Source organism: Streptomyces aurantiacus (assembly GCF_001418335.1).
Taxonomy (GTDB): Bacteria; Actinomycetota; Actinomycetes; order Streptomycetales; family Streptomycetaceae; genus Streptomyces; species Streptomyces aurantiacus.
The window spans coordinates 1-12,429 of record NZ_LIPP01000055.1 but is presented as its reverse complement, the minus strand read 5'-3'; the positions used below and the strand labels follow the sequence as shown (position 1 = coordinate 12,429).

Annotated in this window: 10 protein-coding genes; 5 read left to right on the top strand and 5 right to left on the bottom strand. The window is 68.9% G+C overall.

The features are described from left to right. The first annotated feature begins 199 nt into the window (after window positions 1–199). From AOK01_RS08515 to AOK01_RS08500, 4 genes are read left to right on the top strand one after another with little or no spacing between them, the layout of a single operon-like run. Window positions 200–1,552 (top strand): glycosyltransferase, encoded by a 1,353-nt coding sequence (locus AOK01_RS08515; protein WP_055510103.1) that lies wholly within the window; start codon window positions 200–202, stop codon window positions 1,550–1,552. After that, complete coding sequence (locus tag AOK01_RS08510) at window positions 1,549–3,225, top strand: ArnT family glycosyltransferase (RefSeq protein ID WP_055510101.1); 1,677 nt, start codon at window positions 1,549–1,551, stop codon at window positions 3,223–3,225. Before AOK01_RS08515 ends, AOK01_RS08510 begins: the two co-directional genes overlap by 4 nt. Next, window positions 3,222–4,538, top strand: coding sequence for a glycosyltransferase (locus AOK01_RS08505; protein ID WP_079103263.1), 1,317 nt, complete (start codon window positions 3,222–3,224; stop codon window positions 4,536–4,538). Before AOK01_RS08510 ends, AOK01_RS08505 begins: the two co-directional genes overlap by 4 nt. Further along, window positions 4,538–7,012 carry a galactose oxidase early set domain-containing protein gene (locus AOK01_RS08500; protein ID WP_055510099.1) on the top strand — a complete coding sequence of 825 codons (2,475 nt, stop codon included), beginning with the start codon at window positions 4,538–4,540 and terminating at the stop codon, window positions 7,010–7,012. The genes AOK01_RS08505 and AOK01_RS08500 overlap by 1 nt, the downstream gene beginning before the upstream one ends. 86 nt (window positions 7,013–7,098) lie before the next feature. On the opposite strand, the gene AOK01_RS08495 is transcribed toward AOK01_RS08500, so the two are convergent. The 5 genes from AOK01_RS08495 to trhA all read right to left on the bottom strand — a co-directional run bounded on the left by AOK01_RS08495 (window position 7,099) and on the right by trhA (window position 10,850). Beyond that, window positions 7,099–7,377 (bottom strand): type II toxin-antitoxin system RelE family toxin, encoded by a 279-nt coding sequence (locus tag AOK01_RS08495; RefSeq protein WP_055510097.1) that lies wholly within the window; start codon window positions 7,375–7,377, stop codon window positions 7,099–7,101. Window positions 7,378–7,382: 5 nt separating this feature from the next. Beyond that, window positions 7,383–7,664 carry a type II toxin-antitoxin system Phd/YefM family antitoxin gene (locus AOK01_RS08490; RefSeq protein ID WP_245702165.1) on the bottom strand — a complete coding sequence of 94 codons (282 nt, stop codon included), beginning with the start codon at window positions 7,662–7,664 and terminating at the stop codon, window positions 7,383–7,385. A 64-nt stretch (window positions 7,665–7,728) separates the two neighbouring features. Then, entirely contained in the window at window positions 7,729–8,349 is a 621-nt protein-coding gene (locus tag AOK01_RS08485) for a TetR/AcrR family transcriptional regulator (RefSeq protein ID WP_079103262.1), read from the bottom strand. A 4-nt stretch (window positions 8,350–8,353) separates the two neighbouring features. After that, entirely contained in the window at window positions 8,354–9,979 is a 1,626-nt protein-coding gene (locus tag AOK01_RS08480) for an MFS transporter (RefSeq protein ID WP_079103261.1), read from the bottom strand. Window positions 9,980–10,136: 157 nt separating this feature from the next. After that, the gene (gene trhA / locus AOK01_RS08475) at window positions 10,137–10,850 is read right to left on the bottom strand and encodes a PAQR family membrane homeostasis protein TrhA (RefSeq protein ID WP_055510091.1); all 714 of its coding nucleotides are present in this window, start codon (window positions 10,848–10,850) and stop codon (window positions 10,137–10,139) included. 350 nt (window positions 10,851–11,200) lie between these two features. Here trhA and AOK01_RS08470 point away from each other — a divergent pair. After that, a partial coding sequence (locus AOK01_RS08470) for a phosphoenolpyruvate carboxykinase (GTP) (RefSeq protein WP_425424724.1) occupies window positions 11,201–12,429 on the top strand: 1,229 nt, incomplete at its 3' end.

Here is a 12,429-nt window from a genome sequence, read left to right as displayed (position 1 = left end):
CGGCGGAAACGCCCGGCGTACCGAGGGCGGATGTACGTAGGTGTTCGGATACGTCCCACTAGTCGACCGAGCATGACGAAACACGTTATTTATCAGAACACCTCCCCGACTTCACAGAATCCCCATAGTCTCTGGCTCGGACACGACAGGAGTAACGCCCTGTCGTGACAGGGGGATTCGGGGATCCTGGGGGGATCTGTTGCTTACGTCCGTGCTCATCGCTGTGGTTTCGCTCGCCCTTTTCTGGATGGCCGCCTTCACCTTGTGGTGGCAGATGCACGCGTGGCGTACGCCCGAGGTGCTCGCCTCCACCCGCTTCAGCAGTCCGGACGGGGGCGGGCATCTCTCGTTCTCGCTGCTGCTGCCCGCGAGGCACGAACAGGCGGTGCTCGACCACACCATCCAGCGGCTGCTGGAATCCAGCCACACCGACTTCGAGATCATCGTGATCGTCGGCCACGACGACCCGGACACCACCGAGGTGGCCCGGTACGCCGAGGCACGCGACCCACGCGTCCGCGTGATCGTCGACACCCACGAGAAGAAGAACAAGCCGAGGGCCATGAACACGGCGCTGCCGCACTGCCGCGGCGACGTCGTCGGGGTCTTCGACGCCGAGGACCAGGTCCACCCGGAGCTGCTCGCGCACGTCGACCACGCCTTCCGCACCACCGGCGCGGACGTCGTCCAGGGCGGCGTCCAGCTCATCAACTTCCACTCCAGCTGGTACAGCCTGCGCAACTGCCTGGAGTACTTCTTCTGGTTCCGCTCGCGGCTTCACCTACACGCGCAGAAAGGTTTCATTCCGCTGGGCGGCAACACCGTCTTCGTCCGCACGGACGTCCTGCGGGAGGCCGACGGCTGGGACCCCGACTGCCTCGCCGAGGACTGCGACCTGGGCGTACGGCTGTCCAGCGCCGGCAAGAAGGTCGTCGTCGCGTACGACTCCGACATGGTGACCAAGGAGGAGACGCCCGGCAGCCTGGTGTCGCTGCTCAAGCAGCGCACCCGGTGGAACCAGGGATTCCTCCAGGTCTACCGGAAGAAGGACTGGAAACGGCTGCCCGGCTTCGGACAGCGGATGCTCGCCCGCTACACGCTGATGACGCCGTACCTCCAGGCGATCTCCGGCGTGATCATTCCGCTCAACGTGGCCGTCGCGCTCTTCCTCGACGTGCCGGTCGGCGTCGCGTTCATCACCTTCCTGCCGGCCGTCACCGCGTTCGTCACCTTCGTCTTCGAACTGGTCGGACTGCACGACTTCGGCAAGCAGTACGGGCTGCGGGTCCGGTTCGTCCACTACCTCAAGCTCGTCGTCGGCGGCCCCTTCTACCAGGTGCTCCTCGCCGGAGCGGCCGTCCGTGCCGTCTGGCGTGAGCAACGGGGCCGCAACGACTGGGAGTTGACCAGTCACGTCGGCGCACACCTCACCGCCGCCGGTCCCGACGCTCACACCGGCCCCGGCCCCGGCACCGCCGCCGGTCCCGCCGCCGACACCGGTACCGAAGCCGCGGCCGTGGCCCGCGGGTCCCGAGAGGACGTTCCTGCGTGACTTCCACCCTTCCCGCGGTGACCACTTCCGAGGTCACCGCGCAGCGGACACCTGTACCCAAAACCGGTTCGACCCCTCGAACGACACCGTCCCGGCTGCGTGGTGCACGGGCCGACCTGATCCTGTGCGGCGTACTCCTCGTGGTCGTCATGACCGTGCAGGGCTGGAACATCGCCGACTACCCGACGCTCAGCGACGACGAGGGCACCTACCTCGCCCAGGCCTGGACCGTGCAACAGGGCGAAGGGCTGGCCCACTACACGTACTGGTACGACCACCCGCCCCTCGGCTGGATGCAGATAGCCCTGCTGACCTGGATACCGTCCCTGATCAGTCCCGAGTCGATGACGGTCGGCTCGATGCGGATCGTGATGCTCCTAATCAGCGCCGTCAGCGCGGCCCTCGTCTACGTACTGGCCCGCCGGCTGTCCCTGCCCCGCTGGGCGGCCGGCCTCGCGCTGCTGCTGTTCGGGCTCTCGCCGCTGTCCGTCGTCCTCCAGCGCGAGATCTACCTCGACAACATCGCGGTGATGTGGACACTGCTCGCGTTCTGCCTGGCCGCCTCCCCGAGCCGCCATCTCTGGCACCACTTCGGGGCGGGTCTCGCCGCGGCGGCCGCGGTGCTCACCAAAGAGACGATGATCTTCGTCCTGCCCGCCGTACTCGTCACCATGTGGCGCCACAGCCACCGCGACACCCGCAAGTTCGCGATCACCGGAGCGGTCACGGCCTGCGTCCTGATCGGCATGTCGTACCCGCTCTTCGCCCTCCTGAAGGGCGAACTGCTGCCCGGCGACGGACACGTGTCGCTGTGGGACGGCCTCGCGTACCAGCTGACCAGACCCGGTTCCGGCTTCATCCTCGACCAGGGCTCCGGCTCGTACGAGGTCCTGCGGTCCTGGCTCTACTACGACCGGATCCTGCCGCTGGGCGGCCTCGCCGGGGCGCTGCTGCTCCTGGTCACCTGGCGCTGGTCGGTGACCGCGCGGGCACTCGCCGGACCCGCCGCGACCATCGCGGTCCTCGCCCTGGTCGCCCTGCGCCCGACCGGCTACCTGCCCGCGATGTACGTCATCCAGGCCCTGCCGTTCCTCGCGCTGGTCCTCGCCGGAGGCACGGCGAGCGTCGCGCACGGGCTGCTGCGCAGATGGCGCGACCCCGGCGAGAGCAGGTACGTCACCCGCGGGCGGTACGCGGTCGTGACGCTGCTCGTCGCGGCCTCGGCCGTGTGGGTCGTGCCGCACTGGTACGACGGCAACCGCACCGCGGTCACCACCGACGCCAACGCCCCCTACCGGGCCGCGTCGAAGTGGCTGGCGACCGAGGTCGAGCACCCCGAGGACACTCGTGTCCTGGTGGACGACGCGCTCTGGCTCGACCTCGTGCACGCCGGATACCGGCCGGGTCTCGGCGTCATCTGGTTCTACAAGGCGGACCTCGACCCCGCGGTGACGAAGACGATGCCGCGCGGCTGGCGGGACATCGACTACGTCGTCGCCTCCCCGACCGTGCGGCGCGACGCGGTCGACCTGCCCAACGTCAACCAGGCGATGAAGCACTCGACACCGGTCGCCACCTTCGGCAGCGGCCCGGACCGGATCGAGATCAGACAGGTCGAGAGCGACGGCACGGCTGACACCGCCGGTACGGCGGCCACAGGAGGCGACCGATGACGTACGAGTCCATCGTTCCGGGGGAGTTGCACGACCCGGCCATGCACGCGGCCTCCGCCGTCCCCGAGCCGGGCGCGGTCACCATCGTCGTACCGACCTTCAACGAGTCCGCGAACATCAGGGAGTTGCTGCGCAGGATCACCGAGTCGGTGCCTCCGCGGCTGCCCTGCGAGGTCGTGTTCGTGGACGACTCCACCGACGACACCCCCGACGTGATCCGCGACGCGGCCCGGGACTGCCCGTACCCGGTGACCGTGCTGCACCGCGAGAGCCCCGTCGGCGGGCTCGGCGGAGCCGTCGTCGAGGGCATCCGCGCCGCGACCTCCGACTGGATCGTCGTCATGGACGGCGACCTGCAGCATCCGCCGTCCCTGGTGCCGGAGTTGGTGGCCGCGGGCGAGCGCGCCCCCGCCGGACTCGTCGTCGCCTCCCGCTACATCGAGGGCGGCAGCCGCGAGGGCCTCGCGGGCGGCTACCGGGTCGCCGTCTCGCGGGGCGCCACCTGGCTGACGAAGACGCTGTTCCCGCGCCGGCTGCGCGGCATCAGCGACCCGATGAGCGGCTTCTTCGCGATCCGCCGCAGCGCGGTCACCGCGGACGTCCTGAAGCCCCTCGGCTACAAGATCCTGCTGGAGATGGCCGTACGGGCCCGTCCTCGCCAGGTCACCGAGGTGCCGTTCGTCTTCCAGGACCGGTTCGCGGGCGAGTCCAAGTCGAGCGCGCAGGAGGGCATCCGCTTCCTGCGGCACCTCGCCGGATTGCGCACGGCCTCGCCCGCGGCACGGATGGTGGTCTTCGGTCTGATCGGCGCGACCGGCTTCCTGCCGAACCTCGCCGCGCTGTGGGCGCTGACGACCGCCGGGACGCACTATCTGCCCGCCGAGATCATCGCCAACCAGTTCGGGGTCGCCTGGAACTTCCTGCTCATCGAACACCTCTGCTTCCGGGACCGCAGGCAGCACCGGCACTGGTGGGACAGGGCAGGCCGCTTCGCGCTGCTCGCCAACGCCGACCTGGTGCTGCGCATTCCGCTGATCGCGCTGCTCGTCGGCCGGTTCGGCATGGACGCGCTCACCGCCACGGCGCTCGCCCTGGTGACGACCTTCGTGCTGCGGTTCGCGGGCACGGAGGCGCTGGTGTATCTGCCGCGGAAGGCCCGGCTCGCGCCGGGCATGACGGACACAGCGGACGCACCGGACGCACCGGACGCACCGGACGCGTCGGACACGGCGGCCGGGAAGAGCCGCCGCACCAGGAGTCGTACAGCAAAGAGCCGCACAGCGAAGAGCCGCACGGCAAGGAGACCCAGCTGATGTTCGGACGCCCCGTACGCCCGGTACGCCCCGTACGACCTCTACGCCTCCTACGGCCCCGCCCCCGACGCCGTACCACCCTGCTCGCCGTGGGCGCCCTCACCGCGGGGCTGCTCCTCTCCGTGCCGCAGCCGGCCTCCGCCGCCAACCTCGTGAAGAACCCGGGCTTCGAGACCGCGGGCACGGGCGGTGACGGCATGCCGTACTGCTGGGAGAAGTCCGGCTGGGGCGACAACGACTTCACCTTCTCCACCGTCGGCGGCGCCCACTCCGGCTCCAAGGCCATGAAGGTCGAGCTGACCCGCCGTACCGAGGGCGACCGCAAGGCGCTGATCACCGAGTCCGCCGCCTGCGCGCCCGTCGTCGGCGTCGGCAAGCAGTACGACCTCGGGCTCTGGTACAAGTCGACGACTCCGGACGCCTCTCTCACCCTCTTCCGGCACGACACGACCGCCGGCTGGCAGTACTGGACCGACCTCAAGACGCTCCCGATCAGCGCCGGCTGGTCCGAGGCGACGGTTCGTACCCCCGAGGTCCCCGCGGGCACCGACCGCATCAGCTGGGGTGTCTCCGTCTACGGCACCGGCTCCGCGACCACCGACGACTACACGATGGACCAGGTCGCCGACCCGATACCCGACCCGGTGTGCACCGGCACGGCCGAGCAGTGCGCGAACGGCCGCTGGGACGTGCTGCCCACGCAGAACCCGGTCCGCTCCATGCACTCCGTCGTCCTCAACAACGGCAAGGTGCTGCTGATCGCGGGCTCCGGCAACAGCGAGGAGATGTTCGAGGCGGGCACGTTCACCAGCGCGGTCTACAACCCGGTGACCGGCACGTACAAGCAGATCCCCACGCCCAAGGACATGTTCTGCGCGGGACACGTACAACTGGACGACGGCCGGGTCCTGGTGATGAGCGGTAACAAGGGCTATCCGTCCGCCGACGGCACGATCGGCTACCAGGGCTACAAGGACTCGTACGTCTTCGACCCGGTCACCGAGACGTACACGAAGACGAACGACATGAACGACGGCCACTGGTACCCGTCGGCGACGATCCTCGGCAACGGTGACGTGATCTCCTTCGGCGGGCTGAAGGAGGACTCGACCGGGTCCGTGACGGCCGAGCGCTGGTCGGACGCCGAGAACAAGTGGCTGCCGCTGTGGCAGGTCAACCAGACCTGGTCGTACTGGGGTCTGTACCCGACGATGGTCCTGATGCAGGACGGCCGCCTCTTCTACACGGGCAGCCACACCTTCGGCAACAACATCCCCGGCACGGGCTCGGCGATCTACGACTACGACGCCAACACCACCACGCAGGTGCCAGGCCTGCGGCAGAAGGACGAACGCGACCAGTCGGCCAGCGTGCTGCTGCCCCCGGCCCAGGACCAGAAGGTCCTCACCCTCGGCGGCGGAAACATCGACTCGAACCCCGACGCGAACCGGCTGACCGACATCATCGACCTCAAGGCGGCCGACCCGGCGTACGTCGCGGGACCGCCGCTCCCGCAGGGCACCGTCGACCTGGGCAACGGCAAGATCCCGCAGACCGGCGCCCAGGGCAAGATGTACGTCTCCGCCGTGCTGCTGCCCGACGGGAAGGTCCTGGAGACCGGCGGCGCCCTGCACAACCGCGCCAACCCGGTCTACGAGTCGTCGGTCTACGACCCGGCGACGAACGCCTTCGACCCGGTGGCGGCGGACCCCCAGGCCCGGGGCTACCACTCGTCGGCGTTCCTGCTCCCGGACGGCCGGGTGATGGCGACCGGCGACAACCCGGGCAACGGCACCTGGAACCACAACGTGTCCGTCTACACCCCGCCGTACCTGCTCAAGGGCGCACGCCCGGCGATCACTTCGGTCATCGACAACGAGTGGACGTACGGCGACACGCAGCGCATCACGGTCGACCGGCCCATCGCCAGGGCCGAGCTGATCCGCCCGGCCGCGGTGACGCACTCCTCCGACCCGAACCAGCGCTTCGTGGACCTGCCGCTGTCCGTCGACGGCAACAACGTCGACCTGAACGTGACGAGCAACCCGAACCTTGCCCCGCCCGGCTGGTACATGCTCTTCGCGGTCGACGCGAACGGTGTGCCGTCGGTGGCCAAGTGGGTCCACCTCCAGGGCCCGTCATCCCTGGCCGCCGCCTCCGGGGAGGCCGCCTCGGGCCACGTCCACTCCTTCGCGGACTCCCTCGAAGGCAAGGTCGAGCAGCCCGGCAGGAAGCGCGCCTCGGCCGCGGTCAGCCCGACCGTCGCGGGCTGCGACCGCCACTACGGCTCGGCCAACATCTGCGTACCGACGGTCTTCCCGGCCGAGGTCAGGAAGACGACGGCGGCCCGCTGCACCTGGCTGAAGTCCAACGACTACGGCCCCCTGAAGATCAACGGCAAGGACGACCCTCTCCGCCTGGACCGCAACGGGGACGGCGTGGCGTGCGGAAAGGGCGATGCGAGGAAGCGCTGAGTTCGCCCATCGAGCCGAGCTGAGCCGAGTTGGGTTGGGTTGGGTTGGGTTGGGTTGAGTGCGAACCCAACCCAACTCGGCGTGGGTCACAGACCTTGGTACACGTCTCGCCGGTTCCCGACCGTGAGCACCCATACGATGAGTTGGCCGTCCTCGACCGTGTACACGACGCGGAAGTCGCCGAACCGGAGGCGCATTCGGGCGCTGTGCCCTTGGAGCGCCTTGATGTCGAAGGCGGCGGTGTCATGCGCGTCCATGGCCTCCTGGAGTTCTGAGAGCCGGTGGAGGATCCGCAGGGCGTCGGGCCGGGGTATCTTGAGCATGTCCCGCTGGGCGTGCGGTGTGAACCGCGTGACGTTACCCACCGGAATCAGGCGTGACGGGTGCGGAGCGCGGCGGCCATCTCCTCAAGGGAGACGGACCCGGAGACTCCCTCGGCCTCCGCCTCGTCGGCCAGTTGGTTCAGCCACGCGTCCTCGGTCTTCTCGGCGAGTGCACGCAGGTGCCGGTACTCGTCGATGTCGATGACCACGGCCTCTTGCTTGCCGCGACGCGTGATGATCGTCGGTGTCTCGTCCCGGTGGGCGCGGTCGATGACGTCCGCCAGATGCCTGCGGACGTCTGCCATGGGTTCAATCACCGGCTCGCTCATGTCACGAATGTATCAGATGTACATCTATTGGCTGCGCTTGCCGAGGCTGCCGGGGTTGCCGAGCTCAGGGCACAAGCCCGTGCCCCAGTACATCCAGGGCCCGGTCGACGAGGACGGCGAGGTCGTCCTCGTGCCGGTGCTCGGCCCAGTACAGGGACACCTCCATCAGAGCGCCGACGAGGGACATCGCGAAGACGCGTACCTCGAAGCTGTCGGGTGCCCGGCCGGTGCGCTCGCCGATGACCTGGCAGAGCAGATGACCGGTGACGGACATGCTCTCCATCATCCGGGAGCGCACGGCGGGCACCTCGACCATCAGCCGGGCCCGCAGCCGGGTCACGTCGGGACCCTCCGCGGCTTCCAGATGCATGGCCCTCTGCATTACGTACCGCAGGGACTCCAGCCACGGTTCGTCCGCCGGGCGGGCGTGCAACTCCGCCACCAGGAGCGCGTCGTACTCGTCCGTGAGGACGATGTCCTCCTTGGTCGGGAAGTAGCGGAAGACCGTGGACGGCGACACCTCGGCCAGCTCGGCGATCTGCTCGATCGTCGTCGCGTCGTACCCCTGCCCCTGGATCAGCCGGTACGTCGCGCCACGGATCGCCGTCCGCGTCTTGATCTTCTTCCGCTCACGAAGTCCCGGCTGGGGGCGATCGGTGGAGGGCGAGGTGCGTGCGGCCGTCATGGGGTCATTGTCGGCCATCGGCCGGGGCGGGGGCCATCTCCGGGTCCGGGGCGCTGGTGCGCTGGTCCGTCGCGTCCGAGTCCTTCGCGTCCTCTGCGTCCTCCGAGTCCTCCGAGTCCGAGTCCGTCGCGTCCGAGTTCGGCAGGAACGCGCCCGCCAGCAGCGCCGCCACGAGTGAGGCGATCCCGCACAGCAGCAGGACGAGGCCCATGCCGTGGACGTACGCGGTGTTCGCGGAGGTCACCACATCGGTGGCGTCCGCGCGTTCGGCGACGAGGTGTGCCGCGACCACGGACTCCCGGGCCGTGTCCGCCGCCCCCTCGGGCAGCCCGGCCACGTCGAGCCGGTCCCGGTACGCGCCGGCCAGCAGGCTCCCGAGCAGCGCGATACCGATCGCGCCGCCGACCTGGCGCAGGGTCATGAGGAGACCGGATCCGCTGCCCGCCCGGTCCGCGGGCAGGGTGCCGAGCGCCCCGTCCATCGCCGGGACGACCGCGAAGCCGAAGCCGACGCCCGCGATCGACAGCCACAGCGCGGTGAAGCCGTACCCGGAGTCGACCGTCGTACGACTGCCGAGGAACGCGGCGAAGGCCAGCACCACCAGAGCGGCGCTCACCACGCCACGCGACCCGAACCGCGCCACGGCCGGCTGGGCCGTCTTCGCCGCGACCATCAGCCCGCCCATCATCGGCAGCATGCGCACGCCGGTGCCGAAGGCGTCGTTGCCCAGGATGGCCTGCAGATAGGGCGGCAGCACGAACATCAGCCCGGACAGGACGAACATCACGAGCGTCGCCGCGACCGTGTTGAGCAGGAAGCCGCGGTGCGAGAGGAGGGACATGTCGAGCATGGGACGGACGGAGCGACGCTCGCGCAGGACGAGCGCGGCAAGCAGGGCGACGGCTCCGGCGAACAGGGCGAGCACGAGCGGGTCGCCCCAGCCGCGGGTCGGCGCCTCGATGATCGCGTAGATCAGGGCACCGAGTCCGGTCGCGGTGAGCGCGGTGGAGACGGCGTCGACCTTCGGGGAGGCCGGGTCGCGCGTCTCGGGCAGCAGGAAGAGGCAGGCGACGAGGCCGATCGCGGCCATCGGGATGTTGATCAGGAAGACCGAACCCCACCAGAAGTGGTCGAGCAGCCAGCCGCCGATGATCGGGCCGAGCGGCATCCCGAGCGCGGACGCGGCCGAGATGATGCCGACCGCCTTGGTGCGCTCGGTGGGCGGGAAGAGCGAGGGCAGGACGGACAGGGCGAGCGGCATCACCAGCGCGGCGCCCACGCCCATCACGGCACGGGCGACGATGACCCAGGCCACGTCGCCGACCAGCGAACCGAGCAGCGAACCGGCGAGGAAGACGCCGAGTCCGACCATCAGCATCCGGCGCCGCCCGAACCGGTCGCCGAGCAGGCCGGCCGGGAGCATCAGCGCCGCGAAGACGACGGCATACGAGTCCGCCATCCACTGCTGCTCGCCGGTACTCGCGCCGAGCTGCCCCGCCATGGTCGGCAGCGCCACGTTGAGGATCGTCATGTCGAAACCGAGGACGAGCATGCTCGCGACCAGGGCGCCCAGGGCCCACCAGCGGCGGGGGTCGAGAACCGGATCTGACTGCTTAGTGACAGTAACCATGAAATGAGAGTAACTCTCAAAAGGTGGTTACTGTCAATGTGGCTGCTTCTTGTCGCGCCCCGGGGTACGCGAAAGGGCCCCACCGCCGATGCGGTGGGGCCCTTTCGGCGAAGATCTGCCGTGCAGGTCTGCCGTGGCTGTACGCGGCTGTCCGTGGCTATCCGTACTGGTAGGCCACCATCGAGATGCCGATGTAGTGCGCGATGAACGCCGCGAGGGTGAACGAGTGGAAGACCTCGTGGAAGCCGAACCAGCGCGGTGACGGGTTCGGGCGCTTGAGCGCGTAGATCACGCCGCCGGCGCTGTAGAGGAGTCCGCCCACGATCACCAGGACCAGCACCGCGATGCCGCCGGCCCGCATGAAGTCGGGGAGGAAGAAGACGGCCGCCCAGCCCATCGCGATGTAGCAGGGGGTGTAGAGCCAGCGCGGGGCGCCGATCCAGAAGACGCGGAAGGCGATGCCCGCGATCGCCGCCCCCCAGATGCCCCACAGGAGCCATTGGCCCTTGCTGTCCGGGAGCAGCAGCATCGTCAGCGGCGTGTAGGAGCCCGCGATGATGAGGAAGATGTTCGCGTGGTCGAGCCGGCGCAGCACCCCGTCCATCCGCGGACTCCAGGTGCCGCGGTGGTAGATCGCGCTGACTCCGAACAGCAGGCAGGCCGTGAGGACGAAGATCGCGCAGGCCGCACGGGCGCGGGTCGACCCGGCGAGTGCGGTCAGCACCAGTCCGGAGACGAGCACCGCGGGGAACATCCCGGCGTGCAGCCAGCCGCGCAGTCTCGGTTTTACGGGGTGCGATACGGAGAGCGCTTCGGCGACGCGGTCGACGACCGGCGTGTCCGTTGAGGCGTCGGGAGTGGGCGCAGTCATACGATCCATCGTACCTACGGAACCGTAGGTTACACATCAGCCGGCCGGTAAGAAGGACGCCAAAGAGCGACAAGTGGCCGGTGTCTCACGAGGTCGGACGGTGAGGTCCGGTAACAAGTGGTGATGCTCACGCCGCTCAGGTGTGAGGCCCTCTGGACATATGCGCGGACCCATCGGATGATCAAATGAGTGCGGTCGGCACCGGATGAGCGCCAGGAAGATCGATTTCTACCGGAAAGAGCTACCGGGAGAGTTACCGGAGAGATCCGGTGGGGGTCGGTCACGTGAAGCATCCGGGTCGCAGCCCCCAAGGGGCACAAAAACAAAAAACCCCTCATCTAGGAGCAATCGTGGCGCGCGACATCGCGGCTCCCTCGTCCACCACCGTCCCCACCACCACAGTCCTCACCACCGCCATCCCCACCACCGCAGCCCCCACCACCCATCAGGAACTGATCTCGTGGGTCAACGAGACCGCCGAACTGACGCAGCCGGACCGTGTGGTCTGGTGCGACGGTTCGGAGGCCGAGTACGAGCGGCTGAGCGAGGAGCTCGTCCGCAAGGGCACCTTCAAAAGGCTCGATCCGATCAAACGCCCCAACTCCTACTACGCGGCCTCCGACCCGACCGATGTCGCACGGGTCGAGGACCGTACGTTCATCTGCTCCGAGAAGGAGGAGGACGCGGGCCCGACCAACCACTGGAAGGACCCCGCCGAGATGCGGGAGATCTTCAGCGGTGAGAACGGCGTCTTCCGCGGCTCGATGAAGGGCCGGACGATGTACGTCGTCCCGTTCTGCATGGGCCCGCTCGGCTCCGACCTCTCCGCGATCGGCGTGGAGATCACCGACTCGGCGTACGTCGCGGTGTCCATGCGCACCATGACGCGTATGGGCCGCCCGGTCCTGGACGAACTCGGCTCCGACGGATTCTTCGTGCGTGCTGTGCACACGCTCGGAGCGCCGCTGGCCGCCGGCGAGCAGGACGTGCCCTGGCCCTGCAACTCCACCAAGTACATCTCCCACTTCCCGGAGACCCGCGAGATCTGGTCGTACGGCTCCGGCTACGGCGGCAACGCGCTGCTCGGCAAGAAGTGCTACGCGCTGCGCATCGCCTCCGTCATGGCCCGTGACGAGGGCTGGCTGGCCGAGCACATGCTGATCCTCAAGCTCACGCCCCCGCGGGGTGAGTCGAAGTACGTGGCCGCCGCGTTCCCGAGTGCCTGCGGCAAGACGAACCTCGCGATGCTGGAGCCGACGGTCCGCGGCTGGACCGTGGAGACCATCGGCGACGACATCGCCTGGATGCGCTTCGGGGAGGACGGCCGTCTGTACGCCATCAACCCCGAGGCCGGTTTCTTCGGCGTCGCGCCCGGCACCGGCGAACACACCAACGCCAACGCGATGAAGACGCTGTGGGGCAACTCCGTCTTCACCAACGTCGCCCTGACCGACGACGGCGACGTGTGGTGGGAGGGCATGACGGAGGAGACGCCGGCCCACCTGACGGACTGGAAGGGCAACGACTGGACGCCGGAGTCCGGCACCCCGGCGGCCCACCCCAACGCCCGCTTCACCAC

What these genes read in the sequence shown, in the direction of transcription:
- AOK01_RS08490 (WP_245702165.1), bottom strand. Translation starts at nt 7,664, where the DNA reads ATGAGCGAGCCGGTGATTGAACCCATGGCAGACGTCCGCAGGCATCTG.
- AOK01_RS08500 (WP_055510099.1), top strand. Translation starts at nt 4,538, where the DNA reads ATGTTCGGACGCCCCGTACGCCCGGTACGCCCCGTACGACCTCTACGC.
- AOK01_RS08485 (WP_079103262.1), bottom strand. Translation starts at nt 8,349, where the DNA reads ATGACGGCCGCACGCACCTCGCCCTCCACCGATCGCCCCCAGCCGGGA.
- AOK01_RS08480 (WP_079103261.1), bottom strand. Translation starts at nt 9,979, where the DNA reads ATGGTTACTGTCACTAAGCAGTCAGATCCGGTTCTCGACCCCCGCCGC.
- AOK01_RS08505 (WP_079103263.1), top strand. Translation starts at nt 3,222, where the DNA reads ATGACGTACGAGTCCATCGTTCCGGGGGAGTTGCACGACCCGGCCATG.
- trhA (WP_055510091.1), bottom strand. Translation starts at nt 10,850, where the DNA reads ATGACTGCGCCCACTCCCGACGCCTCAACGGACACGCCGGTCGTCGAC.